The 25,264-nt window shown below is 54.5% G+C and carries 23 protein-coding genes and 1 pseudogene; 17 read left to right on the forward strand and 7 right to left on the reverse strand.

Going from position 1 to position 25,264, the window contains the following annotated elements; genetic code table 11:
• The first annotated feature begins 613 nt into the window (after positions 1-613).
• From WFP70_RS18640 to WFP70_RS18660, 5 genes are read left to right on the forward strand one after another with little or no spacing between them, the layout of a single operon-like run.
• A complete protein-coding gene (locus tag WFP70_RS18640) occupies positions 614-2,182 on the forward strand; it encodes an ABC transporter substrate-binding protein (protein WP_337024010.1) in 1,569 nt (522 codons plus the stop codon).
• On the forward strand, positions 2,182-3,234 hold the full coding sequence (locus WFP70_RS18645) for an ABC transporter permease (protein ID WP_337024009.1): 1,053 nt from the start codon (positions 2,182-2,184) through the stop codon (positions 3,232-3,234). Before WFP70_RS18640 ends, WFP70_RS18645 begins: the two co-directional genes overlap by 1 nt.
• Positions 3,231-4,088 carry an ABC transporter permease gene (locus tag WFP70_RS18650; RefSeq protein WP_034825506.1) on the forward strand — a complete coding sequence of 286 codons (858 nt, stop codon included), beginning with the start codon at positions 3,231-3,233 and terminating at the stop codon, positions 4,086-4,088. Before WFP70_RS18645 ends, WFP70_RS18650 begins: the two co-directional genes overlap by 4 nt.
• Entirely contained in the window at positions 4,078-4,911 is an 834-nt protein-coding gene (locus WFP70_RS18655) for an ABC transporter ATP-binding protein (protein ID WP_337024008.1), read from the forward strand. Before WFP70_RS18650 ends, WFP70_RS18655 begins: the two co-directional genes overlap by 11 nt.
• Positions 4,904-5,569: an ABC transporter ATP-binding protein gene (locus WFP70_RS18660; RefSeq protein WP_337024007.1), complete on the forward strand. Its 666-nt coding sequence runs from the start codon at positions 4,904-4,906 to the stop codon at positions 5,567-5,569. The genes WFP70_RS18655 and WFP70_RS18660 overlap by 8 nt, the downstream gene beginning before the upstream one ends.
• 143 nt (positions 5,570-5,712) lie before the next feature.
• On the opposite strand, the pseudogene WFP70_RS18665 reads toward WFP70_RS18660, so the two are convergent.
• The 3 genes and pseudogenes from WFP70_RS18665 to WFP70_RS18675 form a co-directional block, all read right to left on the reverse strand.
• Positions 5,713-6,498 (reverse strand): annotated as a pseudogene (locus WFP70_RS18665) (ABC transporter ATP-binding protein).
• Positions 6,498-7,343, reverse strand: a complete 846-nt coding sequence (locus WFP70_RS18670) for an ABC transporter permease (protein WP_160869411.1) — start codon at positions 7,341-7,343, stop codon at positions 6,498-6,500. The pseudogene WFP70_RS18665 and the gene WFP70_RS18670 overlap by 1 nt, the downstream one beginning before the upstream one ends.
• Before the next feature lie 20 nt (positions 7,344-7,363).
• On the reverse strand, positions 7,364-8,323 hold the full coding sequence (locus WFP70_RS18675; RefSeq protein ID WP_337024006.1) for an ABC transporter substrate-binding protein: 960 nt from the start codon (positions 8,321-8,323) through the stop codon (positions 7,364-7,366).
• A 229-nt stretch (positions 8,324-8,552) separates the two neighbouring features.
• Here WFP70_RS18675 and speG point away from each other — a divergent pair, with 229 nt between their 5' ends.
• Complete coding sequence (speG, locus tag WFP70_RS18680; protein ID WP_337024005.1) at positions 8,553-9,098, forward strand: spermidine N1-acetyltransferase; 546 nt, start codon at positions 8,553-8,555, stop codon at positions 9,096-9,098.
• Between the two features lie 179 nt (positions 9,099-9,277).
• On the opposite strand, the gene WFP70_RS18685 is transcribed toward speG, so the two are convergent.
• The 4 genes from WFP70_RS18685 to WFP70_RS18700 all read right to left on the reverse strand — a co-directional run bounded on the left by WFP70_RS18685 (position 9,278) and on the right by WFP70_RS18700 (position 12,604).
• Positions 9,278-9,700 carry a hypothetical protein gene (locus WFP70_RS18685; RefSeq protein WP_038645291.1) on the reverse strand — a complete coding sequence of 141 codons (423 nt, stop codon included), beginning with the start codon at positions 9,698-9,700 and terminating at the stop codon, positions 9,278-9,280.
• A gap of 96 nt (positions 9,701-9,796) precedes the next feature.
• The gene (gene mmuM / locus WFP70_RS18690; protein WP_337024035.1) at positions 9,797-10,732 is read right to left on the reverse strand and encodes a homocysteine S-methyltransferase; all 936 of its coding nucleotides are present in this window, start codon (positions 10,730-10,732) and stop codon (positions 9,797-9,799) included.
• A complete protein-coding gene (mmuP, locus tag WFP70_RS18695) occupies positions 10,722-12,131 on the reverse strand; it encodes an S-methylmethionine permease (protein WP_337024004.1) in 1,410 nt (469 codons plus the stop codon). Before mmuP ends, mmuM begins: the two co-directional genes overlap by 11 nt.
• 134 nt (positions 12,132-12,265) lie before the next feature.
• Positions 12,266-12,604 (reverse strand): DUF2002 family protein, encoded by a 339-nt coding sequence (locus WFP70_RS18700; protein WP_034825485.1) that lies wholly within the window; start codon positions 12,602-12,604, stop codon positions 12,266-12,268.
• A 149-nt stretch (positions 12,605-12,753) separates the two neighbouring features.
• On the opposite strand from WFP70_RS18700, the gene WFP70_RS18705 reads away from it, so the two are divergent.
• The 11 genes from WFP70_RS18705 (at position 12,754) to emrB (ending at position 25,125) form a co-directional block, all read left to right on the forward strand.
• Positions 12,754-13,071 (forward strand): DUF883 family protein, encoded by a 318-nt coding sequence (locus WFP70_RS18705; protein WP_337024003.1) that lies wholly within the window; start codon positions 12,754-12,756, stop codon positions 13,069-13,071.
• 332 nt (positions 13,072-13,403) lie between these two features.
• Positions 13,404-13,646 carry a redoxin NrdH gene (locus WFP70_RS18710; protein ID WP_038645282.1) on the forward strand — a complete coding sequence of 81 codons (243 nt, stop codon included), beginning with the start codon at positions 13,404-13,406 and terminating at the stop codon, positions 13,644-13,646.
• A gap of 3 nt (positions 13,647-13,649) precedes the next feature.
• Positions 13,650-14,054: a class Ib ribonucleoside-diphosphate reductase assembly flavoprotein NrdI gene (gene nrdI / locus WFP70_RS18715; RefSeq protein ID WP_166936190.1), complete on the forward strand. Its 405-nt coding sequence runs from the start codon at positions 13,650-13,652 to the stop codon at positions 14,052-14,054.
• Positions 14,033-16,171 (forward strand): class 1b ribonucleoside-diphosphate reductase subunit alpha, encoded by a 2,139-nt coding sequence (gene nrdE, locus WFP70_RS18720; protein WP_337024002.1) that lies wholly within the window; start codon positions 14,033-14,035, stop codon positions 16,169-16,171. Before nrdI ends, nrdE begins: the two co-directional genes overlap by 22 nt.
• 8 nt (positions 16,172-16,179) lie before the next feature.
• Positions 16,180-17,139, forward strand: coding sequence for a class 1b ribonucleoside-diphosphate reductase subunit beta (nrdF, locus tag WFP70_RS18725; protein WP_200577660.1), 960 nt, complete (start codon positions 16,180-16,182; stop codon positions 17,137-17,139).
• A 412-nt stretch (positions 17,140-17,551) separates the two neighbouring features.
• Positions 17,552-18,748 (forward strand): glycine betaine/L-proline ABC transporter ATP-binding protein ProV, encoded by a 1,197-nt coding sequence (proV, locus tag WFP70_RS18730; protein ID WP_034825478.1) that lies wholly within the window; start codon positions 17,552-17,554, stop codon positions 18,746-18,748.
• A complete protein-coding gene (proW, locus tag WFP70_RS18735) occupies positions 18,745-20,007 on the forward strand; it encodes a glycine betaine/L-proline ABC transporter permease ProW (protein ID WP_337024001.1) in 1,263 nt (420 codons plus the stop codon). Before proV ends, proW begins: the two co-directional genes overlap by 4 nt.
• Before the next feature lie 63 nt (positions 20,008-20,070).
• Entirely contained in the window at positions 20,071-21,066 is a 996-nt protein-coding gene (gene proX / locus WFP70_RS18740) for a glycine betaine/L-proline ABC transporter substrate-binding protein ProX (protein WP_058959187.1), read from the forward strand.
• A gap of 653 nt (positions 21,067-21,719) precedes the next feature.
• On the forward strand, positions 21,720-22,250 hold the full coding sequence (gene mprA, locus WFP70_RS18745) for a transcriptional repressor MprA (protein WP_034825472.1): 531 nt from the start codon (positions 21,720-21,722) through the stop codon (positions 22,248-22,250).
• 149 nt (positions 22,251-22,399) lie between these two features.
• Entirely contained in the window at positions 22,400-23,572 is a 1,173-nt protein-coding gene (emrA, locus tag WFP70_RS18750) for a multidrug efflux MFS transporter periplasmic adaptor subunit EmrA (RefSeq protein ID WP_034825939.1), read from the forward strand.
• 14 nt (positions 23,573-23,586) lie between these two features.
• Positions 23,587-25,125, forward strand: coding sequence for a multidrug efflux MFS transporter permease subunit EmrB (gene emrB, locus WFP70_RS18755; protein ID WP_141399025.1), 1,539 nt, complete (start codon positions 23,587-23,589; stop codon positions 25,123-25,125).
• The last annotated feature ends 139 nt before the right edge of the window (positions 25,126-25,264 follow it).

Raw genomic sequence — 25,264 nt, forward strand, 5'->3', positions numbered from 1 at the left:
GTCAATGATGCCGCTGAAAGCGATCTTCAGTCAGTCCAGATTTGCCAGGTAGCCTGAGCACGGACGTGCCAAAACGCGCTAAAACAGCGGTTAATTATGCACGCTGAAAATCAGCGCGCGCATCGAGGTGGAGGAAAAAGTGCGTTTAAAATCATGTGCATGATGAAATCCCCACGGGCATCAACCCGCTACTGTCGTTTAAAGGGGAACAATCATCAGAGAGAAGAGAGGATTGCTGCCCGCCGTGTTGGCAAGCAGCCACAAAAGAATTCGCGCGTCAGCTTGCCTTGTGTTGCCATCTAAAAGGGTGACTGTCCAACTGAATTCTCCTGTTTGAAGTTGGCGCCATTATATTCCTGAAGACTTCGAAGTAAAGTTAATTATTTCCGTTCAGCAACGAGTTTAAATTCCGTTGTAATTTGGTTGATGAAAGGACAAAAATTAGCGAGTCTCTAGCACAGCGCGGTGCGATAACAATAACAGCATATTTAACAGGCTTATAACCAATCCGTCGTGCTTAGAACCGTAAAGCATATGTATAGCCATAAATTGACTATTCTTCATTACGGCGCTCTCGTACACTCGCGTTACTTTTTTAAGGCAAGGAAACAACATGAAAAAAATCATTCCCTCACTGCTGGCGTTATCGCTGGTAGCCGCCTTCTCCTCTCAGGCCGCAACACCAAAAGATACGCTGGTGATTGCGCAGTCGACTGATGATGCTGATAGCTTCGATCCGGCGCAGGGCTTTGAACTCACCACGGTGCAAGCGTTTACTAACATCTATCAACGTCTGGTTCAGTCGGATCCAACTAACCCTACCGATTTGAAGCCAACGCTGGCCACCTCCTGGACGCCAGGCAGTGACAACCGCAGCCTGACTTTTGAACTGCGCAAAGGCGCGCAATTCGCCAGTGGTAATCCGCTGCGTCCGGAAGATGTGATCTTCTCGCTGGGTCGCGTGGTGAAACTTAACCTCGATCCCTCCTTTATTCTGACGCAGCTCGGCTGGAATAAAGACAACGTCGATACCTTCCTGAAAAAAGTCGATGACAACCATGTGCAGATTAGCTGGAGCGCCAACGTCAGCCCGGCCTATGTGCTGAGCCTGCTGTCTGCGCCGGTCTCTTCAATTGTGGATGAGAAAACTGCGCAGGCGAATGCCAAAAACGGCGACTTCGGCCATGCATGGTTAGGCACCAACTCCGCGGGTAGCGGCCCTTATCAGATTCGTAAAGTGGTGCTGCATGAAGTGGTATTGCTGACCGCCAACCCGACCTCACCGGCGGGCGCACCGAAGCTGAAGAACATCCTGATCAAGAACGTGCCGGAACCTGCTGCGCGTCGTCTGCTACTGGAACAGGGCGATGTGGATATTGCTCGTAACCTCGGCGCAGACCAAATTGCGGCGCTGAAAGGCAAAATGGGCGTGAAGACCGAAGCGATTCCGATGGCCTCGCTCTACTACATTCAGTTCAACGTCGGTGAGAATCCAGTGTTGAAGAACCCGGCACTGTGGGAAGCGGCGCGTTACCTGTTCGACTACAAAGGTATTGCTAACGACCTGCTGAAAGGCCAGTTCGAAGTACATCAAACCTTCCTGCCTAAAGGTTTCCTCGGTGCGTTGAATGACACGCCGTACACCTACGATCCGGAGAAAGCCAAAGCGATTTTGAAGAAAGCCGGCTTGACCAACGTCAGCTTTAAACTCTCGACCAGCAACCAACCGCCGTATCTCGACATCGCGCAGGCGCTGCAGGGCAGCTTCGCTAAAGGTGGCGTGAAGGTGGAAGTGCAACCGGGTCTGAGTTCTGAAGTCTCTACCCGCGTGAAAGCGCATCAGTACGAAGCCACGCTGAACGCCTGGGGCGCGGATTACTTCGATCCGAATACCAACGCCGCCTCCTTTGCTTACAACCCTGAAGATGGCAGCAAAACCATTGCTTACCGTTCAGACTGGCACATTCCAGAGCTGAGTAAACAGACGCTGGCCGCCACCGCTGAAGCGGATAGCAACAAGCGTGTTGAACTGTACCAGGCGATGCAGCGCGAAGTGCTGAAGAACTCGCCCTACGTGATCGGCTTGCAGGCGCGCAACCTGATTGCGCTGCGCGATAACCTGAAAGGCTATGTGCAGGGGATTAACCCAGACATGGTGTATTACTCGCAGGTTTCTAAGTAATGGCAGTGTCTGCTTCACAGGCCGGGTTCGCCCGGCCACTCTGGCAACGCGTTAGCCGCCTGGTCACCAGCCTGTTGTCGCTGCTGGTGACGCTGATCGGTTTGTTAGCGTTCACTTTCATGTTGTCGCACCTGTCGCCGGTTGATCCGGTGCAGCAAATCGCCGGCGATCACGCCAGCGAAGCCACCTATGCACAGGTGCGCCACGATCTCGGCCTCGACCAGCCGGTGCTGGTACAGTTCTGGCGTTATATCAGCCATCTGGCGCAGGGTAATTTAGGGCTTTCGCATCTGACTAATCAGCCTGTCAGCGCTGATCTGATGCGCACCTTCCCCGCCACTATTGAACTCGCCACCTGTGCGATGATCTTTGCCGCCGTGTTTGGCATCACTTTAGCCTTGCTGGCCGCGTGGAAGCCGGGCAGCGTGATCGATAACGTAGCGCGCTTTATCTCGCTGCTCGGCTATTCCGTTCCGGTATTCTGGCTGGGTCTGCTGGGTCTGCTGCTGTTTTACGCGGTGTTGCATTGGTCTGCCGGGCCGGGACAGTTGGATGATATCTGGATCTACACGCTGGAGCCGAAAACCGGCTTTGTGCTGATTGATAGCTGGCTATCTGGCGATCCAGAGATGTTCCGCAATGCGATTGCCCACCTGTGGCTGCCGGTGGTGATTCTTGGCTTACTGGCGATGGCCGGTATTACACGCTTATTGCGTGCCGCGCTGTTAGAAGAGAGCAGCAAAGAGTATGTGATTCTGGCACGCGCCAAAGGTGCAGGACGGACTCGCATCCTGCTGCGACACATCTTCCCCAACGTGCTGGGGACGCTGATCACTGTGATTGCCCTCTCCTACGCCACCCTGCTGGAAGGTTCGGTGTTAACCGAAACCGTCTTCGCCTGGCCCGGTGTCGGACGCTACATGACCAACGCGCTGTTTTCCTCTGATACACCAGCGATTCTCGGCTCGACCCTGCTGATTGGCAGTTGCTTTATTCTGCTTAATGCCGTGGCCGATGCCCTCACCTGGTTAACCGATCCGAGAACCCGATGACTCAACAACTCTCTGAACTGGAGACAGTTCGTCCGCGCCGCCGTCGTGCGCGCGTGACTTCACTGACCATCGGTCTGACGCTGGTGGTGATTGTGGTGGCGATGGCGCTGTTTGCCCCGCTGCTGGCACCCTTTGATCCTAACGCCCAGGTGATCGCCCAGCGTTTGCAGGCCCCTTCCGCGCTGCACTGGTTTGGCACCGATGGCTTTGGCCGTGATTTGCTGTCACGCGTGATTTATGGTGCACGTCCTACGCTGTTGCTGGTGTCACTGATTCTGGTACTGACCATTCCGGTGGGACTGCTGGTCGGGATTACTGCCGGCTATGTGGGCGGCTGGACCGAGCGAGTGCTGATGCGCATCACGGATATCTTCCTGTCGCTGCCGAATCTGGTGATTGCTTTGGCGCTGGTGGCCATGCTCGGCCCGGGATTGATGAACGGCGCGCTGGCGCTGGCCTTAACCAGTTGGCCACCCTTTGCCCGTCAGGCGCGTGCGGAAACCCTGGCACTGCGCCGCAGTGATTATCTGGCTGCCGCACGTATGCAGGGTATTACCGGTTTGCGCTTAATGTTCGGGCACATTTTACCGCTGTGTTTGCCCACCGCAGTAGTGCGTGCGGCGCTGAGCCTCGGCGGCATCATTCTCTCCGCTGCGGGCTTGGGCTTCCTGGGCATGGGCGTGCAACCGCCAACCGCCGAATGGGGTTCGATGGTGGCGGAAGGCAGTAAAGTGATTTTCGACCAATGGTGGGTGGCTGCCGCCCCCGGCGGTGCGATTCTGTTCGCCAGTCTGGCGTTTAATCTGACAGGCGATGGCCTGCGCGACCGACTGGATACCCGTCATGCCAAATGATCTGTTAATTGATGTGCAGGGGCTGACCATCCGCAGCGAAGATACGCTGTTAGTGGATAATATCGCCTTTCAAATTGGCCGTGAGCGCGTGGCGCTGGTGGGTGAATCCGGTTCGGGCAAATCACTGACGGCCCGCTCGCTGATGGGGCTGCTCTCTCCTTCATTGCACCTGCAGGCCGATCGCTTACAGGTGGTGGGTGCCGATGCGCTCAACCTGCGCGAACGCGACTGGATCGCCCTGCGCGGCGGCAAAGTCGCGATGGTGATGCAGGATCCGAAATACGCCCTCAACCCGACTCGCACTATTGGCTGGCAGGTCGAAGAACCGCTGGTGCTACACCGCAAACTGAGCCGTGCCGAACGTAAAGAGAAAGTGTGCGAGATGCTGGATGCGGTCGGTCTTCCGGATCCCCGTCAGTTGATGAAGCGTTATCCGCATCAGCTTTCCGGCGGCATGGGGCAGCGTGTGATGCTGGCGATCGCTTTGATCACCGATCCCGATCTGCTGATTGCCGATGAACCGACCTCGGCGCTTGATCATGCGATGCGCGATCAGGTGCTGGCACTGATTCGTCGTTTGGTGGAGCAGCGTAATATGGGCTTACTGCTGATCAGCCACGATCTGCAGCAGGTCTCTGAGCACTGCGATCGCGTGATGGTGATGTACAAAGGCAAATTGCTGGATACGTTGCCTGCGGCAGAGCTATCTAATGCGACTCATCCTTACACACGCACGCTATGGTCCTGTCGTCCGAGCAAAGCCACGCACGGTGAACGCTTGCCGGTGCTGGATCGCGCTGCGCTGGAGGCAGACCATGATTGAGTTAAACAATCTGAGCGTATCGCATAAGCAGGGTTATGAACTGCGCACCGTGGTGCATGACATATCCTTGCAGGTGGCGGCGGGAGAATGTTTCGGTCTGGTGGGGCCATCGGGCTGCGGCAAGTCTTCACTGCTGTGGGTGATGGCCGGACTGAATCCCTTCTGGAGCGGCAGCATGCAACTGGCCGGCACCGACGTGCGACCGGGTAAAGCCTTTACCGGCCCGCTGCGTCGTGATGTGCAGATGGTGTTTCAGGATCCGTATGCCTCACTGCATCCACGCCATCGTCTGCGCCGCACCCTGGCCGAACCGTTGAAGATGCTGAAGCGCGATAATATCGACGACCGCATCAATCAGGGTTTTCGCCATGTCGGGCTGGATCCAGCGCTGGCGGATCGTTATCCGCATCAGCTGTCCGGCGGCCAGCGACAGCGCGTGGCGATTGTGCGCGCCCTGCTGCTGGAGCCAAAGATACTGTTGCTGGATGAGCCAACATCAGCACTGGATATGTCGGTGCAGGCGGAGATCCTGAATCTGCTGAATGATTTGAAGCAGAATGATGGGTTGACCATGGTGCTGGTAAGTCACGATCCCGATGTGATTGATCATATGTGCGACCGCGCGGCGCATATGGCATTGGGTCGGATTGTCGGTTAACGCATTTTCACTCAACCGTTGCGGCGCGATTTTTCATCCGCATCTAAAGCGATCATATCGCAAACAGATGCATGCTCCATCGTGCCGCCACGGACAAGCGTAAATCGATGCGCCATTCAATTTACGCTAAATGTGATCTCTGCTTAATGCGCCATCGCCTGCATCGTTTCGCTACGAATCGACTCGGTCACTTCGGCCTTTAACGCCATAAACTCGGGTGAGGTTTTAATGGTGTAATCGCGCCCATTATTGAAATTCACTGCTACCTCCTGCTTGATGCGGCCCGGTCGGGCGCTGAAAATCGCCACCTTGTTAGCCATGAAAATTGCTTCATCGATATCGTGGGTGACGAACAGCACAGTCTTGCGCGACTGCTCCCACACCGACAGCAACAGCTCCTGCATCATCACGCGCGTCTGATTATCCAGTGCGCCAAACGGCTCATCCATCAACAGCACTTAGGGATCGTTGGCCAGCGCACGGGCGATCGCAGTACGTTGCTGCATGCCGCCCGAGAGTTGGCGCGGATAGTGCTGCGCAAAGCCGCGTAATCCCACCTGCTGGATGTAGTAGTCGCTGCGCTCTTTCTGCTGCGCTGCACTGATGCCACGCTCCTGCAGGCCAAAGCGGATGTTCTCCTCCACCGTCAGCCACGGAAACAACGTATAGCTTTGGAACACCATGCCGCGATCGGCACCCGGCCCTTCCACGCTTTTACCGTCCAGCCAGATTTCCCCGCGCGTGGGCGTATCCAGTCCGGCGATGATGCGCAGCAGCGTGGATTTACCGCAGCCTGAGGGACCGAGGATAGTGATGAAATCATTCTCCTCCACCTGATAGTGGATCGGCTGCAGCGCCTGGGTCTGTTCCCCTTTCGGTCCGGTAAAAATGCGTTCCACGCCGCGCACGTTGAGTTTGATGTGTTTCATTACAGGGTGCTCCATGCAAACAAGCGCCGATTGAGCACTTTGAACAGGTAGTCAGAGATCAAGCCAATGCAGCCGATCACAATGATGCCGAAAATGATCTGCCCGGTATTCAGCAATGCCTGACTGTCGACGATCATATGGCCGATGCCGCTTTCCGATCCGATCAATTCAGCGACGATGACGTAAGTCCACGCCCAGCCGAGCACCAGACGCAGCAGTTCGGCAATACCCGGTGCTGCGCCGGGGATCAGCACGCGACGCACGATCGAGCGGTTGCTGCAGCCTAGCGTGTAGGCCGCCTCCACCAGATCGCGACGTGCGCCGCTCACCGTGACCGCCACCATCAAGACGATTTGGAAGAAGGAGCCAATAAAGATCACCAGGATTTTCTGGGTTTCACCGATACCGGCCCACAGAATCAGCAACGGCACAAACGCCGAGGCCGGTAAATAACGGCAAAAGGAGACGAAGGGTTCAAGAAACGCTTCCCAGGTTTTGTAAGCGCCCATCATGATGCCCAGCGGCACACCTATCACGGCCGCCAGCAGGAAGCCCGACAGAACGCGCATCACCGTCATGCCGATATCCAGCGAGAAGTTGTACTCGGTGAACAGCACCACACCTTGCTGCAGCATGGTGAGAGGATCGGCGAGGAAAGTAGGCGACACCATGCCGCCCAGCGTTACCAGCGTCCATACCGCGATAAACAGCACAAAGAACGCCACGCCGAGCGCGACACGTAAGCGCAGCGAAATCGCTTTCAGCGGCACCATCAACGGATTGTGCCAGCGCTGCGGCGCCTCCGGCAGCGCTGCTGGCGGAGTCACGGGTTGGCTTTTACTCATCTCCATCTCCTTTCTCCTGCTTACTGCACAAAGCTGGCGTCGTACAGGCTTTTCACATCCGGCATTTTCTTGATCACCCCTGCACGCAGCAGCAGTTTGCCGGCTTCATCACTGAAGGTTTCAATTTCGCCATTGAAGAATTTCTTGTTCTCTTCCGGCCCTTGCCAACGCAAATAACTGGCCGATTCCGCAAACTCCTTGCCAGTGGATTTTACTGCTGCACCCATGATCTCGTTGGATTTATCCGGCTGCTGTTTGATCATCTCCAGCGCATCGTAATAGCTGGCCACCAGCGCTTTCGCGGCCTGAGGATGTTCTTTCAGGAACGTTGGCGTACAGCCGAGCGTGTCCATGACCATCGGATAATCCAGCGTGGTGGCGAGGATCTTGCCTGCCTTAGGCTGGTTGCGGATCACCGAGAGATAAGGTTCATAGGTCACGGCCGCATCGTTTTGACCCGCTGCAAAAGATTGTGCCGCCGCCTGCGGTGCCATGGTCGCGAGACGCACGTCTTTCATCGTCATGCCGTTTTTATCCAGCATCCACGCCAGCAGGAAATAAGGTGAGGTGCCGGGCGCATCCACTGCGATGGTTTTGCCTTTAAGATCTTTGATGCTAGTGATATCACTGCGGGCGGCGAGGCCATCCGCACCGTAAGATTTGTCCAGCTGAACGATCTGCTTGATCGGCACGCCTGCGGCGTTCCAGGAGATGTAGGTTTCTACCGTGGTCGCCGCGCACTGAATGGTGCCGGAAGCCACCGCCAGATGTCGGCTGCTCTGCGGGATCATCTTCACATCGACATCAAGGCCGTGCTTTTTGAAAATCCCAGCTTTATCGGCCAGCGTCAGCGGGGCAAATCCGGTCCAGCCGGAAATACCGATGGCGACTTTGGTGTCGGCCGCCTGTGCCCCTAAAGCACTGGCGCACAGGACTGCGGCGGTTAATGCACGAATAACGAGTTTCACTGGCTTGCCCATCTTCCACTCCTGATAAAGGTGATGAAAAACAACGGTTGTATAGTCTTATCTATACAAGCCAAGCAATGGCTGTGCCAGATTGTGAAAGCCCATTGTGATGGGGAGAGGGGGTTGAGATCGCGCACTGAAACGGTGCATAAACCCTATGCCGATGATCACACTGGTGCGAAAGCAACCTTCGGCGGATGGCGCTATAATCACGCCAATTTTTCAACAGAAGGAACACCGTATGACGGTGAAATTGCGTCCGCTTGAGCGAGAAGATCTGCACTTTGTGCACCAGTTAGACAACAACGCCAGCGTGATGCGTTATTGGTTTGAGGAGCCGTACGAAGCTTTTGTCGAGCTCTCGGATCTCTACGACAAGCATATCCACGATCAAACAGAGCGTCGTTTTGTCGTTGAACACGATGAGCAAAAAGCGGGATTGGTGGAACTGGTCGAGATCAATCACGTGCATCGTCGCGCTGAGTTTCAGATCATCATTGATCCAGGGCATCAGGGCAAAGGCTTAGCCAGTCAGGCGGCTAAACTGGCGATGGATTATGGCTTTTCGGTGCTCAATCTCTACAAACTCTACCTGATTGTTGATCAGGAGAATGAGAAAGCGATTCACATCTACACCAAACTGGGATTTGAAGTGGAAGGCGTGCTGAAGCACGAATTTTTCATCAATGGTGAATACCGCAATACCATTCGCATGTGCATTTTCCAGCAGCAGTATCTGGCGCAGCATAAATCCGGTCATGCCATGGTGAAGCCGACAGCACAATAGCTTGAAATCGGCTCTCATTGTCGCTGCCGTCTTGAATATCAAACGGCAGCTATGTGATTTATCGCTTTTAACCAAAAAGATGATGCTGAACCTTAGCAGCGCGGTGTATCGCTCATCTCTCAGCGACATACCTGCTTCGGAGATGCACAAAAAATTGCGCCGCGACCACGCCATGCGGTTTAACCGCCGCGCGCACCCACCACGTTGAGACGTGGCTGCGGATGTTCAGGTTTCAGGTCGTACATGCCGCCATAGAACGGATCCACCAGCAGCCAGCCGGGGAAGCCCAGTAACGGGATATTACCCAGCAGATACCACAGGTTGGCACTGGCCTCGATCGGCAGCGTCACCGGCACGTAGCCCGGACTCTCCAGCATCACCTGATAGTGTTTTTTACCAAAATAATTACCAGTGGATTTTGCCAGCTCGACGGTTTGTGGCGTGTAGCCCTGCGCCACTGCGCGGCCGGTCTCATCCTGCACGGTGAAACGCGCGCCTTGCGGGACAGAGTCGATTTTTACCGGCTGCGTTTCCGTGCCGACAATGGTGGCACAGCCGCTCAGCAGCAATGCAGTGGCGGGAAGAAGGTGTCGCAGGTTCATGGCAGGTCCGCTATAGAATCAGATAGGACAGTCTAAACTGCCCTATCCTGCTTTTCACTCGCCTCAATCGCCCTATCAGTGCTGCTTTTCTGGCCTTTATTGCGGTTGACAACAGGCGGCAATCGCCGCGATATCCTGCGGTGTGGTGCGGCAACAGCCACCAATCAACCGTGCGCCCGCTTGTTGCCACTCAGGGAATTTATCCTGCAGCGTGCAGCCCGATGGCGCCGAGTGCCAGGTTTTGCTGCTCGCATCGTACTGTTCACCGGAATTGGGGTAAACCAGCAGCGGCTTCGCACACAGCGCCTGCAGGGCTTGCAGCGCCGGTGTCACGCTCTCCAGTGCTACGCAGTTGATGCCCATCGCCACCACTTGCGGTGCCGCATTCACTAGCTCAGCCACCTGACTCAGCGGCGTGCCGTCGCTGATGTGCTGCGCATCACGCAGGGTGAAGGAGAACCAGGCGCTGCTGTTTGGGTACTCTGCCAGCAAACTCTCCAGCGCCTGCGCTTCGGCAAACGACGGCAGGGTTTCACATGCCAGCAAATCCACACCTGCGTCCAACAGCGCCTTGACGCGCGGGCGATGGAAATCTTTCATCTCAGTTTCTGGCAGGGCGTAATCACCGCGATACTCAGCACCATTAGCAAGGTAAGCGCCATAAGGCCCAACGGAACCGGCCACCAGCAAAGCGGCTTCACTGCCTGATGCCGCACGATAATCATCACGCGCACGTTGTGCCAGTTTCACACTTTGGTCGATCAATGTGAGCGCTTGCGCCTCATCCAGCCCACGCGCCGCAAAGCCCTGCGGCGTGGCCTGATAGCTGGCGGTGATCGCCACATTGGCGCCGGCCGCAAAATAGTCGTAATGCACCTGATAAATCAGCTCAGGGTTTTCCATCAGCACTTTGGCAGACCAGAGCGCATCGGCGAGATTGCAACCGCGCGCCTCCAGTTCGGTGGCCAGCGCGCCATCCAGAATCAGTGTGTCATGTTGTGTTAAGGCTTCTGCGACAGGATTACGCGACATCATTGGCCTCCCCGGCCTTCAGGTTACGTCGATGCGTGACATGGTATGCGGCATAGCAGAACAGCACAAATGGAATGCCACACCACAGCGCAATACGCTGTGAAGGATCGAAGGCCAGCCCTACACACGCCAGCAGGCACAGCAGGAAACCGAGAATCGGCGTTAGAGGATAGAGTGGCGCGCGATAGGCGAGTTGTTGCAGCGAACCGCCTGCGGCCAAGTGGCGACGACGGAACACATAGTGCGAGGCACAGATACTCAGCCACACCGCCACCACCGCAAAACCTGAAATGGCTGACAGCGCCACAAATACGGTATCCGGCGCGATCACGCTGGAGAACAGCGCCAGCAGGCCGCCGAGCATACTGACGGTTATCGCCAACACTGGAATACCGCGACGATTTACCCCGGCAAAACAGCGTGGCAGCGTGTTTTCGTTTGCCAGCGACCACAGCATACGGCCCGAGGCATACAACCCGGAGTTGGCCGCTGACAGGATGGCGGTGAGGATCACAAAGTTAAAGATATCGGCTGCATAGGGAATGCCGATTTTCTCGAACACCAAAACAAACGGACTTTTGACGATGCCCGCTTGATCCATCGGGATCAGCGCCGCCAGCACAAATACCGTGCCAATGAAGAAGATGATCAATCGCGCGACGGTAGTGCGGATCGCCAAGGGTAAGGCTTTCTGTGGCTGTTCCGTTTCCCCAGCGGCGATACCAATCAATTCCGTACCGGAGAAGGCGAAGTTCACCGCCACCATGGTCATCAGAATCGGCAAGGTGCCGTGCGGTAACCAGCCTGAAGCCGTCAGGTTACTCAATCCCGGTGCGGCACTGCCATCCTTCATCGGGATAAAACCAAACATCGCGCCCGCGCCAAGAATGATAAAGGCAATGATGGTGACCACTTTGATGATGGAGAACCAGAACTCCCCTTCCGCGAAGAAGCGCGTGGAGACGATATTCAGCAGATAGATGGCGATGCAGAACACCAAACACCACAGCCACACCGGCGTGGTGGGGAACCAATACTGCATACAGAATCCGGCGGCGGTCAGGCTGGAGCCGAGCGCCACCGTCCACGTCAGCCAGTAGAGCCATGCCACAGTATAGCCAGTTGCCGGGCTGAGATAGCGCGCCGCATAGACATGGAAAGCGCCGGTTTCCGGCATCGCTACGGCCAGTTCGCCGAGACATACCATCACCAGCCACACCACCAGCGCGCCGATCAGATATGCCAGTAGCGTGCCCGCCGCGCCGGTGGTTGAGATGATATAGCCGGTGTTGAAGAAGAGTCCGGTGCCAATCACGCCGCCCAGTGACAGCATGACCAGATGCCGCACTTTCATGGTGCGCTTAAAGTTTTCCTGCGAAGAAGTATCCTGCGTTTGCATTATTTTTATCCGTATGGACGTCTGAACATCTATATGGACACAGGGTTATACGCGCCAGCGTGTCAATTTGCAACGTGGCAAAGGGGAAGGGTTTTAAAAAGTCGGGGGTGGCCCCGCGTCAACGGGGCCCCACATCAGGCGCCAAATACGCCTTGCAGATAGCGCTCAAGCGCAATGCGCGAGCTAAAACCGTGCGGAATACCGTAGTGTTCCTGGGATTCACCCATCAGATAAAGCGGGAACTGGGTGTAATGATCGCAGGTTTTCATTTCTGAGGCGGGCTCGGCAAAGTGCTGACTTTTCTCTTTCAGCGTGGGGTGAATGATCAATGCGGTGCGGCCCATGCGCGCTTCGCGATTGACGTAGACATAATTTTCACCACGACGATAACCGTAGATTTTTGGCGTCAGGGTGTCCATTTCGAACCCTGCTTTTTCCAGTACGCGCGCTACCTCATCCGGACGTAAATACATGCTTGCTCCTCTCTTCTCACAGCCCCGCAACCTTACAACAGCCCGACATACAGGACATTCGGAATTTCCCTAAAGCCTGGCATACGCCTGCGTTTAGTCACGTTTCGTCTACACTCAGTATTACTTGTTAAATCAAAGGGAGCGAAAAAATGTTTAATCGCGTAAGCAAAAACGATGACATTGATATCAATCAGGATGTAAACGAGCTGGCAGATTCGCTCGAAGCATTACTTAAATCTTACAGCAGCGAAGCCAAAGATGAAGTGGATAGCGCACGCAGTAAAGCACAGTCGTTGCTGAAGCAGACCCGCGCAAAACTGAACGGTGGCAACAGCCGCGTTTCTCAGGCAGCGCGTGACGCCAGTTATCAGGTTGATGCCTACGTGCATGACAAACCCTGGCACGGCGTGGGTGTCGGTGCAGCCGTGGGTCTGGTGTTAGGTGCGCTGTTGATGTCACGCCGTTAACCGTCATTAGCGTTTAAAGAGAGCCTCGCGATTGCGGGGCTTTTTTGTGCCTGTAGTGAATGAATACGCGCAAAATTTGACCTAAATTTCATACCCTCCGCCTTTACAAAATATTTTTTCGGCCGGGAAGGCGCATGATCTCTGGTGTTAGCGATTATCCGAAGATCAAAATAACAAAACCCTATATCTGGTGGGCTTGACCACCGCGAGCACTACATCTAGTATTCAACCCATCAACTCGCTACCAGATGTCGTCAAGGACGAAGTTCGCTGCAAATAGGATTTTGCTTCGTATCTCGCATCCAGACCGCAATCAAAGGGAAATACGAATCATGCGCATTATTATTTACACTAAAAACAACTGTGTCCAGTGCAACGCGACAAAAAATGCCATGGACCGTAAAGGTATCGACTATCAGCTGATCAACCTCGATACCCAACCGGAAGCCATTGATAACCTCAAATCCCTCGGCTATCGCCAGGTGCCCGTTGTCATGACCCATGATGACCACTGGAGCGGCTTCCGCCCTGACAAGATTGCCAGCCTGCGCCAGCTCGCTGCTGTCGGGGGATAAGCGATGTTCCCACTGGTGTACTTCTCTAGCCAGTCGGAAAACACGCACCGATTTATCACTCGTCTGGGACTGCCTGCTTGCCGCATACCGATTGATGGCAAGCAGCGCCTGCATATCGACCAACCCTTTATTTTAGTGGTGCCGAGCTACGGCGGCGGCAGTGCGCGGGGGGCGGTGCCCAGACAAGTGATTCAATTCCTCAATGATGACGCCAACCGACGCGGTATCCGCGGGGTGATTGCTGCCGGTAACCGCAACTTCGGTGAAGGCTATTGCCTGGCAGGCGACATCATTGCGCAGAAATGTCAGGTTCCTTATCTCTACCGCTTTGAGCTGATGGGAACCCCCGACGATATCGCTAATGTAAAAGCGGGAGTAACCCAATTTTGGCAACGACAGACACCCTGAACAGCACGCAGCTGGATTATCACGCGCTCAACGCGATGCTGAACCTGTATGACGCCGATGGCCGCATTCAGTTCGAGAAAGATCACGAGGCTACGCGCCAGTTCTTCCTGCAGCATGTAGAGCCGAATACCGTACAGTTCGCCTCGGCGGCCGATCGCCTGCGCTATCTGGTTGAGGAAGGCTACTATGAAGCCACGGTACTGAATCAGTACGACTTCAGTTTCCTGTGCCAGCTGCACGATGAAGCCGATGCCTGGGGTTTCCGTTTCCACACCTTCCTCGGTGCGTGGAAGTTTTACACCAGCTACACGCTGAAAACCTTCGACGGTAAACGCTATCTCGAAACTTTCGAGCAGCGCGCCTGCATGGTGGCGCTGACGCTGGCACGCGGCAACGAATCGCTGTCACGCGAATTGCTGGCAGAAATGCTCAGCGGCCGCTTCCAGCCAGCCACCCCAACCTTCCTCAACTGCGGTAAACAGCAGCGCGGCGAGTTAGTCTCGTGCTTCCTGCTGCGCATCGAAGACAATATGGAATCGATTGGGCGTGCGGTGAACTCGGCGCTGCAGTTGTCAAAACGCGGCGGCGGCGTGGCCTTCCTGCTCTCTAACCTGCGTGAATCCGGTGCGCCGATTAAGCGCATCGAAAACCAGTCGTCTGGCGTGATTCCGGTAATGAAGATGCTGGAAGATGCGTTCTCTTACGCCAATCAGCTTGGTGCACGCCAGGGCGCGGGCGCGGTGTGGCTGAACGCTCACCACCCTGATATTTTCCGCTTTCTTGATACCAAACGCGAAAACGCTGACGAGAAGATCCGTATCAAAACGCTGTCGCTGGGCGTGGTGATCCCCGATATCACCTTCCAGCTGGCGAAAGAGAATCGCGATATGGCCCTGTTCTCGCCGTATGACGTTGAGCGCATTTACGGCAAAGCGTTTGGTGATATCAGCATCAGCGAGCTATACGAGGAAATGCTGGCGGACGATCGCATCCGCAAGACCTACATTAAACCGCGTGATTTCTTCCAGACGCTCGCAGAGATTCAGTTTGAATCGGGCTATCCGTACATCATGTACGAAGACAGCGTGAACCGCAGCAATCCGATTGCCGGCCGCATCAATATGAGCAACCTGTGTTCGGAGATTCTTCAAGTCAACAGCGCCAGCGAGTTCCATGACGATCTCAGCTATCGTCGCGTCGGCAAAGATATCTCCTGTAACCTCGGCTCGCTGAACATCGCGCATGCTATGGATTCCCGCAATCTGGCGCAGACCGTTGAAACCGCCGTGCGCGCATTGACGGCGGTTTCTGAGATGAGCGAAATCAACTCGGTGCCGTCGGTGGCGGAAGGCAATCGCCGCTCACATGCAGTGGGCCTGGGTCAGATGAACCTGCACGGCTATCTGGCACGTGAAGGCATGGCTTATGGCTCGGAAGAGGCACTGGATTTCACCAATCTCTACTTCTTCTGCGTCACCTATCACGCGGTGCGCACGTCGAACCTGCTGGCTCAAGAGCGCAATCAGAGTTTTGATGGCTTTGAACAATCGCAGTACGCCAACGGCCACTACTTCGATAAGTATGTGGATCGTGCCTGGCTGCCACGCACCGCGCGTGTTGCCCAGATTTTTGCCGATGCAGGCATTGCGTTACCGACGCAGGCAGACTGGCAGGCATTGCGCGAATCAGTGATGCAACACGGCTTGTTTAACCAGAACTTACAGGCGGTGCCGCCAACCGGTTCGATCTCGTATATCAATCACGCGACATCGAGTATTCACCCGATCGTGTCGCGCATTGAGATCCGTAAAGAAGGTAAAACCGGCCGCGTTTACTATCCGGCGCCATTTATGACCAACGAGAATCTGGATCTCTATCAGGATGCGTACCAGATTGGTCCGGAAGCGATTATTGATACCTACGCCGAAGCCACGCAGCACGTCGATCAGGGCTTGTCGTTGACGCTGTTCTTCCGCGATGACGTCACCACGCGTGACATCAACAAAGCGCAAATTTATGCGTGGAAGAAAGGCATCAAAACGCTCTATTACATTCGTCTGCGCCAGATGGCGCTGCAAGGCACCGAAGTCCAGGGCTGCGTCTCCTGCTCATTGTGATGAAAACTATGCAACTTAAACAAATTCAAGCGATTAACTGGAACCGAATCCAGGACGAAAAAGACCTCGAAGTGTGGAACCGTCTGACCAGCAACTTCTGGCTGCCGGAAAAAGTGCCATTGTCCAACGACCTGCCAGCCTGGCAGTCGCTGGACCACCAGCAACAGCAGCTGACCATCCGCGTGTTTACCGGTTTGACGCTGCTCGACACTATCCAGAACGTCATCGGCGCGCCGGGCCTGATGGAAGACGCCATCACGCCGCATGAAGAAGCGGTGCTGTCGAATATCAGCTTTATGGAAGCGGTGCATGCGCGTTCATACAGCTCGATTTTCTCCACCCTGTGCAACACCGCCGATGTCGATGCGGCGTATCGCTGGAGTGAGGAGAACGAAGCGTTGCAGAACAAGGCGAAGATTGTGCTGGAGCACTATCGGGCCGAGGACCCGCTGAAGAAGAAAATCGCCAGCGTGTTCCTGGAATCGTTCCTGTTCTACTCCGGTTTCTGGCTGCCGATGTACTGGTCAAGCCGTGGCAAATTGACCAACACCGCTGACCTGATTCGTTTGATTATTCGCGATGAAGCGGTGCACGGATATTACATCGGCTACAAGTACCAGAAGGCACTGGAAAAAGTTGACGATGCACGCCGCGAAGAGCTGCAGCAATTTGCCATCGATTTGCTGCTGGCGCTGTATGAAAACGAAGTGGTATACACCGAAGCGCTGTATGCGGATGTGGGTTGGGCAGAGGAGGTTAAAACCTTCCTGCACTACAACGCTAACAAGGCGTTGATGAATCTGGGATATGAGGCGTTGTTCCCGTCAGAGCTGACGACGGTGAATCCGGCCATTCTCTCAGCTTTGTCACCGAATGCCGATGAAAACCACGATTTCTTCTCCGGTTCAGGTTCTTCCTACGTGATGGGAAAAGCCGTGGAAACCGAAGACGAGGACTGGAATTTCTAGCCTCTGGCATGTAGCACAGGGCGCGCCACAGCGCGCCCTTTCAGCGCCTTGATATTTCCCGTTCAGATTACCAAATATTCTCTCGTTATTTCCGTTTCTCACCTTCATTATTTTGTCATTTTAGCGCCATTAATTCGTCCATTATATCACCTACATAAGCGCAATTTATTCGTGTTTCACTGAGCATTTGCCGTGAAAGCGGGTTAATTTCATAAAAAATTCAGAAAAAAATGATTCGCTCTCATCCCTTGTGAGCACTGGAATTATCGCCAATCTGCACGCGCTTGCTCAGCCAAATATCCGAATCAAGGGTTGTCAGATATTCTCACTATGCTAGGTTATAGGGCGCTTAAATTTAATCGAGATCACTACAAGAAATAGCTAAACATTTAACCGGGAAATTAATTACTGCATGGCAATTAAACTCGAAGTAAAGAATTTATATAAGGTATTTGGGGATCACCCCGAAAAGGCATTTAAGCTGATTGAGAAAGGCGAAAGCAAAGAGAGTATTCTGGCGAAAACCGGTCTCTCCGTCGGCGTAAAAGATGCCAGTCTGGCCATTGAAGAAGGCGAGATCTTCGTCATCATGGGGCTCTCCGGTTCAGGGAAATCCACCATGGTTCGCCTTCTCAATCGTCTGATCGAGCCCACTCGCGGCCAGGTGATCATTGACGGTGTCGATATTGCGAAAATATCGGATGCTGAACTGCGTGAAGTGCGCAGAAATAAGATCAGCATGGTATTCCAGTCCTTCGCATTAATGCCCCATATGACGGTGCTGAATAATACCGCCTTCGGCATGGAATTAGCGGGCGTGCCGTTACAGGAACGTCAGGAAAAAGCGCTGGAAGCATTGCGTCAGGTGGGACTGGATAATTATGCTCACTCCTATCCAGATGAACTCTCCGGCGGTATGCGTCAACGTGTCGGATTAGCGCGCGCGCTGGCGATCAATCCCGATATTTTACTGATGGATGAAGCCTTCTCCGCCCTCGATCCGCTTATTCGTACCGAAATGCAGGATGAGCTGGTCAAACTGCAGGCGAAACATCAGCGTACCATTGTGTTTATCTCTCACGATCTCGACGAAGCGATGCGTATTGGCGATCGCATCGCCATCATGCAGGGTGGCGAAGTGGTACAGGTCGGTACGCCGGATGAAATCCTGAATAATCCCGCTAACGATTATGTGCGCACCTTCTTCCGGGGTGTCGATATTAGCCATGTGTTTAGCGCCAGGGATATTGCCCGTCGTAGCGCCGGCGCACTGATTCGTAAAGCGGCCGGTTTTGGCCCACGTTCCGCCATTAAACTGCTTCAGGATGAAGACCGCGAATATGGCTATGTGCTGGAGAAACAGAAATTTGTCGGCGTAGTTTCAACCGATTCACTTAAAGCGGCACTGGCTGCGGGTGAAGGTCTGGATAGCGCCCTGCTTGAGACGCCGTTAGCGGTTCCTGCGGATACCTCCCTGAACGATTTGCTCTCCCACGTTGCACAAGCGCCCTGCGCGGTGCCGGTGGTCGGCGAAGAAAATCAGTACGTCGGTATTATTTCCAAAAGCATGCTATTGCGCGCTTTAGATCGTGAAGGAGCCCAGTCATGAGTGAACAAACCAGCAATCCGTGGGATAGCGCCAGCCAGACCACGCAGCAACCCGCGACCACAGATTCGAGCGCGGCAGCCAGCAGTAGCGATCCCTGGGGCGGAAGTAGCAGCAGCGCACCCGCCGACAGCACGTCCAGCAGCGGTTCCGCCGATGCATGGGGCGATCCTTCAGCGGCGAGCGGTGGACATGATGCTGCCAGCAGCGCAGCCAGTAGCAGTGGTTCAGCCGATGCATGGGGTGATCCCTCGGCGGCGAGCGGCGGACATGATGCCGCCAGCAGCGCCGCCAGTAGCAGTGACTGGCTCAACAGCGCGCCCGCTCCAGCTCCCGAACATTTCAATATCATGGATCCGTTCCACAAGACCTGGATCCCACTCGACAGCTGGGTGACCGAAGGCATCGACTGGGTCGTTAGCCATTTCCGCCCGGTGTTCCAGGGCATTCGCGTGCCGGTCGACTATATCCTCAGCGCATTCCAGCAGTTGCTGCTGGGCATGCCCGCGCCCGTGGCGATTGTGGTATTTGCGTTGATTGCCTGGCAAATTGCCAGCCCGGCCATGGGAATCGCGACTCTCATTTCCTTGATTGCGATTGGTGCCATTGGCGCGTGGTCGCAAGCGATGGTGACACTGGCGCTGGTACTGACCGCCCTGCTGTTCTGCATCATCATCGGCCTCCCGCTGGGGATTTGGCTGGCACGCAGTGAACGTGCGGCACGCATTATCCGACCGTTGCTGGATGCGATGCAGACCACACCGGCCTTCGTGTATTTGGTGCCGATCGTGATGCTGTTCGGTATCGGTAACGTGCCGGGCGTGGTGGTGACCATCATCTTTGCGCTACCGCCGATGGTGCGTCTGACCATTCTTGGCATTAAGCAGGTACCTGCCGATTTGATCGAAGCGAGCGAATCCTTTGGTGCCAGCCCACGTCAGATGCTATTTAAAGTGCAGCTGCCGCTGGCGATGCCGACCATTATGGCCGGTGTGAACCAGACGCTGATGCTGGCGCTGTCGATGGTGGTTATCGCTTCGATGATCGCTGTGGGTGGTTTAGGCCAGATGGTGCTGCGCGGTATCGGTCGTTTAGATATGGGTCTGGCAACTGTCGGCGGCGTGGGTATCGTGATTCTGGCGATTATCCTTGATCGCCTGACTCAGTCGGTCGCCCGTGATAGCCGCAGCCGTGGCAACCGTCACTGGTACAGCACCGGTCCAATTGGCCTGCTGCTGCGCCCCTTCAGTAAAAAAGCCTGATTTCTATGGACGGCCCAGCGTGGCCGTCCGTCTCCGACGCAACACGTAAAATAAGGAATGACTATGCGCAAGACAGCTCTGTTCGCTGCCGTCCTGACGACGTTCGCCGCGACGCACGTGTCCGCCGCCGACCTGCCGGGTAAAGGCATCACTGTTAAACCTCTGCAAAGCACCATCGCAGAAGAAACTTTCCAGACGCTGATTGTCAGCCGCGCACTGGAAAAACTGGGCTACACCGTTGAGAAGCCGGGCGAAGTCGATTACAACGTAGCCTACACCACCATCGCGGCAGGTGATGCCACCTTTATAGCCACTAACTGGAAACCGCTGCATGACGACATGTATAAAGCGGCAGGCGGTGATAACAAGTTTTACCGTGAAGGCACTTACGTTGGCGGCGCTGCTCAGGGTTATCTGATCGATAAGAAAACCGCCGAGCAGTATCACATCACCAACATCGAACAGCTTAAAGATCCGAAAATCGCCAAACTGTTCGACAGCAACGGTGACGGCAAAGCCGACATGACGGGCTGTACGCCGGGCTGGGGCTGTGAAGCGGTGATTAACCACCAGAATAAAGCCTATGGCCTCGCTGATACGGTCACGGCCAACATGGGTAACTATTCAGCAATGGTGGCTGACACCCTGGCACGCTACAAGCAGGGCAAACCTATCCTTTATTACACCTGGACACCTTACTGGCTGAGCGACGTGCTCAAACCGGGTAAAGATGTGGTTTGGCTGCAGGTGCCATTCTCTTCCCTGCCAGGCGAGCAGAGCAAAGTGGACACCAAACTGCCTAATGGTAAAAATTACGGTTTCCCGGTCAACACTATGCACATTGTGGCCAACAAAGCCTGGGCTGAGAAAAACCCGGCGGCGGCAAAATTGTTTGCTGAAATGAAATTGCCGATTGGCGATATCAACGCCGAAAACGCGGCGATGCATGCGGGTCAGGCTTCTGAAGCTGACATCAATCGCCACGTAGATGGCTGGATCAAAGGCCATCAGGCCGAGTTTGATAAGTGGATTTCTGACGCACAAGCGGCGGCAAAGTAATCCTCTTCCCTTAAAAGCGGCCTTTTGGCCGCTTTTGTTCTCAATCCCCGCACAGTTCGTGCGTTATAGCGCACTGGTACGTCCTGTCAATTAACACACCATTGAAATAATTTTTTGGGTTACTATTAACCACAAATGATTATCTACGCCTTTCTTCCGCCATGAATGCTGCTAAGCCGAGACTTATCTCTGCGCTGCCTGAGGTTAAATTCTCTCAACGAATGCAATTCATCATTTTAGCTGGTACGGTATTGGTACCGGAATTGTTACGATTAAGTTAATTAACCCATTGATTTCGTGATGTAATGCGTTCAGCTAAAGTGTTTAGAAAGCGTAAAGACCAACCCAATCACGTGAGTGAGACTATTCATTGATGATTGAGTTTGTTATGGTTAGCAGCACAGTTATTCACCAGGGTTATTTTTTCTCGCGAAATTATTTTTTCTTAAAAATATTTCACGATGTGAATTGATGACAATGTAACCATCCTGCGTGGCACGTTGTCAGGGCGAAGCGCCCAGGGTTATGGAACGACCTGGAACGCCAGATGTTGACAATGTGATCGTGCGAACAATCACTGGCGGAAAATATGACTACGCTTAATCTGTCACCATCCTTACTATACCAGTTGCAACTAAGAGGTTTTTTTTAAAATGGAAAGTTCGTTTACTCCCATTGAACAGATGCTGAACATCCGTGCTAACCGCCATAAAGATTTTCCGTTGCAGGAAATCATCCTGACTCGTCTGTGCATGCATATGCAGGGAAAACTGCTGGATAACCGCAACAAGATGTTGAAGGCGCAGGGAATTAACGAGACCTTATTCATGGCGCTGATTACACTTGATGCGCAAGAAAACCAGAGCATCCAGCCTTCAGAACTGAGTTCTGCGCTGGGTTCCTCACGCACTAATGCAACACGTATTGCCGATGAGCTGGAAAAACGCGGCTGGATCGAGCGCCGCGAGAGCGATAATGACCGTCGCTGCCTGCATCTGCACCTGACAGAGAAAGGTAACGAATTCTTACGTCAGCTGCTGCCACCGCAGCATCAGAGTCTGCAGTATCTGTGGTCTTCGCTCTCTACATCCGAGCAGGATCAGCTGGAAGCGATTACGCGCAAGTTGCTTAACCGTCTTGATAAAATGGATGAAGATCAGGTTATCGCTTCCCTGTCGCGCTAATAGCAAGAAGTGCGACACAATCACCTTCCGAAATCGCTATTTTAATCCCCTTTTATCCGGCCAGCGTCTTATACGCTGGCTTTTTCGACTCGGGAAACCGTGTTGAAGGATCAACACAGCCCGGCTAAATGGAAAACGTGGAGAACAACATGAGTGCGACCGCGGAAGCGCAAAGCCCGCAACAGCCAGCGAATAAAAAGAAGAAGCGCAAAGGTGTGCTGATCCTGCTGGCTATCGTGTTTGTATTGATTGGGGTGGCGTATCTGGCCTACTGGTATTTGGTGCTGCGCCATTTCCAGGAAACCGATGACGCCTATGTGTCAGGTAATCAGGTGCAGGTGATGGCACAGGTTTCCGGCAGCGTGAATAAAGTCTGGTTCGATGACACTGACTTCGTGAAAAAAGGCGACATTCTGGTGTCGCTGGATAAAACCGATGCGGAGCAGGCGTTTGAAAAAGCGCAGACTGCACTGGCCACCAGCGTCCGCCAGACGCATCAATTGATGATCAACGGCAAGCAGTATCAGGCCACCATCAAGCTGCAACAGACCGCGCTGGATCAGGCTGAAGCCGATCTGAAACGTCGTGAGCCGCTGGGTGCATCAAACCTGATTGGTCGTGAAGAACTGCAGCACTCACGTGATGCCGTGGCCACGGCGAAAGCGCAACTTGATGTCGCCGTGCAGCAGTACAACGCGAACCAGGCGATGATCCTGAACACCGATCTGGAACAGCAACCCGCCGTCAAACAAAGCGCGGCTGAACTGCGTGATGCCTGGCTGGCGCTGCAGCGCACCGATATCCGTAGTCCAATGGATGGCTATATTTCGCGTCGTAGTGTTCAGGTCGGTTCGCAGATCTCCACCAGCACGCCGCTGCTGGCGGTAGTGCCTGCCACGAATTTGTGGATTGATGCCAACTTCAAAGAAACGCAGCTTTCCGGTGTGCGCATCGGTCAGCCCGCTACTGTGATCAGCGATATTTACGGTGATGACGTGGAGTATCACGGCAAAGTTGTCGGTCTGGATATGGGCACCGGCAGCGCCTTCTCTCTGCTGCCGGCGCAGAATGCGACAGGTAACTGGATCAAAGTGGTTCAGCGTTTACCGGTGCGTATTGAGCTGGACCCGCAACAGGTGGCCGAACACCCGCTGCGTATTGGTCTCTCCACCTTAGTCAAAGTGGATACCCAGAACAAAGACGGGGCCACACTGGCCAGTAGCGTGCGTCCACAAGCGGCTTATGAAAGTAACGCATTGGCAATCGACCTCGCGCCGGTTAACAAGCTGATTACTGATATCGTCCGTGCCAACGCCGATTAATTCCGCGGGAGGCTGTGATGGCACAAAAACCGCTTGAAGGTGCGCCGTTAGTCCTGATGACCATCGCCTTATCATTGGCGACGTTTATGCAGGTTCTCGACTCCACCATTGCTAACGTGGCGATCCCAACGATCGCCGGTAACCTTGGTGCCTCGAACTCACAGGGCACCTGGGTGATTACCTCATTCGGGGTGGCAAACGCCATCTCGATACCGATTACCGGTTGGTTAGCCAAACGTATCGGTGAAGTGAAGCTGTTTACCTGGTCGACCATTCTGTTTGTACTGGCCTCATGGGCGTGCGGCATGTCAGAGAGTCTGGAGATGCTGATCTTCTTCCGTATCATTCAGGGTGTGGTTGCCGGTCCATTGATTCCGCTGTCGCAAAGTTTGCTACTGAACAACTACCCGCCGGCCAAGCGCAGCGTGGCGCTCTCGCTGTGGGCGATGACGGTGATCGTTGCGCCGATCTGCGGCCCGATTCTCGGCGGCTGGATCAGTGATAACTATCACTGGGGTTGGATCTTCTTTATCAACGTGCCGATTGGGGTTGTGGTTGTGGCCCTGACCTTGCAGACTTTGCGTGGACGTGAAACCAAAACCGAGATCCGCCCGATTGACATCGTCGGTCTGGTGCTGTTGGTCGTGGGGATTGGTTCGCTGCAGGTGATGCTCGACCGGGGTAAAGAACTCGACTGGTTTGGCTCCACGGAAATCATCGTACTCACGGTAGTCGCCGTGGTGGCGCTGGCAGTGCTGTTGGTGTGGGAGCTAACGGACGACCATCCGATTGTCGATTTGTCGCTGTTTAAAAAGCGCAACTTCACCATCGGCTGTTTGTCGATCAGCCTGGCTTACATGCTTTACTTCGGCTCGATCGTGTTGCTGCCGCAGCTGCTGCAGGAGGTATACGGCTACACCGCCACCTGGGCAGGTTTGGCGTCAGCGCCGGTCGGCATCATTCCGGTGATCCTGTCGCCCATCATTGGTCGCTTTGCCCACAAGCTGGATATGCGGCGGTTGGTGACCTTCAGCTTTATTATGTACGCGGTGTGCTTCTACTGGCGTGCGTATACGTTTGAGCCGGGGATGGATTTTGGTGCGTCGGCATGGCCGCAGTTTATTCAGGGCTTTGCCGTGGCGTGCTTCTTTATGCCACTGACCACCATTACGCTGTCAGGGTTGCCGCCAGAGCGTATGGCAGCAGCATCAAGCCTGTCGAACTTTGTGCGTACGCTGGCCGGTTCAATCGGTACGTCGATCACCACCACCATGTGGACGGATCGCGAATCGATGCACCACAGCTATCTGTCTGAATCGGTGAATCCATTCAACCCGAATTCGCAGCAGATGTATGACCAACTGCAAAGCATGGGCATGACGCAGCAGCAAGCTTCAGCCTACATTGCACAGCAAATTACCAATCAGGGCCTGATTATCTCAGCGAATGAGATCTTCTGGGCATCAGCGGGAGTATTTTTGATCTTGCTGGTTCTGGTGTGGTTTGCACGTCCGCCATTTGGCGCGGGCGGCGGTGGTGGTGGCGCGCACTAAACAGTAGAAACAAAAACGGGCCTTTCGGCCTAATGCCGATCAGTTAAGGATCAGTTGAACGATCCAGTGGCTGTGTAAGAATCCGGAAACGCTTCGTTTCCGGATTTTTTTATGCAGCTCAGTCAGGCCCTTGATATCG

Origin of the sequence: Pantoea sp. USMM079 (assembly GCF_037153115.1) — a bacterium.
In the GTDB taxonomy this organism is placed as follows: domain Bacteria; phylum Pseudomonadota; class Gammaproteobacteria; order Enterobacterales; family Enterobacteriaceae; genus Pantoea; species Pantoea communis.

Coding starts and splice junctions, on each gene's coding strand:
- WFP70_RS18640 (WP_337024010.1), top strand. CDS start 614: ATGAAAAAAATCATTCCCTCACTGCTGGCGTTATCGCTGGTAGCCGCC.
- WFP70_RS18645 (WP_337024009.1), top strand. CDS start 2,182: ATGGCAGTGTCTGCTTCACAGGCCGGGTTCGCCCGGCCACTCTGGCAA.
- WFP70_RS18650 (WP_034825506.1), top strand. CDS start 3,231: ATGACTCAACAACTCTCTGAACTGGAGACAGTTCGTCCGCGCCGCCGT.
- WFP70_RS18655 (WP_337024008.1), top strand. CDS start 4,078: ATGCCAAATGATCTGTTAATTGATGTGCAGGGGCTGACCATCCGCAGC.
- WFP70_RS18660 (WP_337024007.1), top strand. CDS start 4,904: ATGATTGAGTTAAACAATCTGAGCGTATCGCATAAGCAGGGTTATGAA.
- WFP70_RS18670 (WP_160869411.1), bottom strand. CDS start 7,343: ATGAGTAAAAGCCAACCCGTGACTCCGCCAGCAGCGCTGCCGGAGGCG.
- WFP70_RS18675 (WP_337024006.1), bottom strand. CDS start 8,323: ATGGGCAAGCCAGTGAAACTCGTTATTCGTGCATTAACCGCCGCAGTC.
- speG (WP_337024005.1), top strand. CDS start 8,553: ATGACGGTGAAATTGCGTCCGCTTGAGCGAGAAGATCTGCACTTTGTG.
- WFP70_RS18685 (WP_038645291.1), bottom strand. CDS start 9,700: ATGAACCTGCGACACCTTCTTCCCGCCACTGCATTGCTGCTGAGCGGC.
- mmuM (WP_337024035.1), bottom strand. CDS start 10,732: ATGTCGCGTAATCCTGTCGCAGAAGCCTTAACACAACATGACACACTG.
- mmuP (WP_337024004.1), bottom strand. CDS start 12,131: ATGCAAACGCAGGATACTTCTTCGCAGGAAAACTTTAAGCGCACCATG.
- WFP70_RS18700 (WP_034825485.1), bottom strand. CDS start 12,604: ATGTATTTACGTCCGGATGAGGTAGCGCGCGTACTGGAAAAAGCAGGG.
- WFP70_RS18705 (WP_337024003.1), top strand. CDS start 12,754: ATGTTTAATCGCGTAAGCAAAAACGATGACATTGATATCAATCAGGAT.
- WFP70_RS18710 (WP_038645282.1), top strand. CDS start 13,404: ATGCGCATTATTATTTACACTAAAAACAACTGTGTCCAGTGCAACGCG.
- nrdI (WP_166936190.1), top strand. CDS start 13,650: ATGTTCCCACTGGTGTACTTCTCTAGCCAGTCGGAAAACACGCACCGA.
- nrdF (WP_200577660.1), top strand. CDS start 16,180: ATGCAACTTAAACAAATTCAAGCGATTAACTGGAACCGAATCCAGGAC.
- proV (WP_034825478.1), top strand. CDS start 17,552: ATGGCAATTAAACTCGAAGTAAAGAATTTATATAAGGTATTTGGGGAT.
- proW (WP_337024001.1), top strand. CDS start 18,745: ATGAGTGAACAAACCAGCAATCCGTGGGATAGCGCCAGCCAGACCACG.
- proX (WP_058959187.1), top strand. CDS start 20,071: ATGCGCAAGACAGCTCTGTTCGCTGCCGTCCTGACGACGTTCGCCGCG.
- mprA (WP_034825472.1), top strand. CDS start 21,720: ATGGAAAGTTCGTTTACTCCCATTGAACAGATGCTGAACATCCGTGCT.
- emrA (WP_034825939.1), top strand. CDS start 22,400: ATGAGTGCGACCGCGGAAGCGCAAAGCCCGCAACAGCCAGCGAATAAA.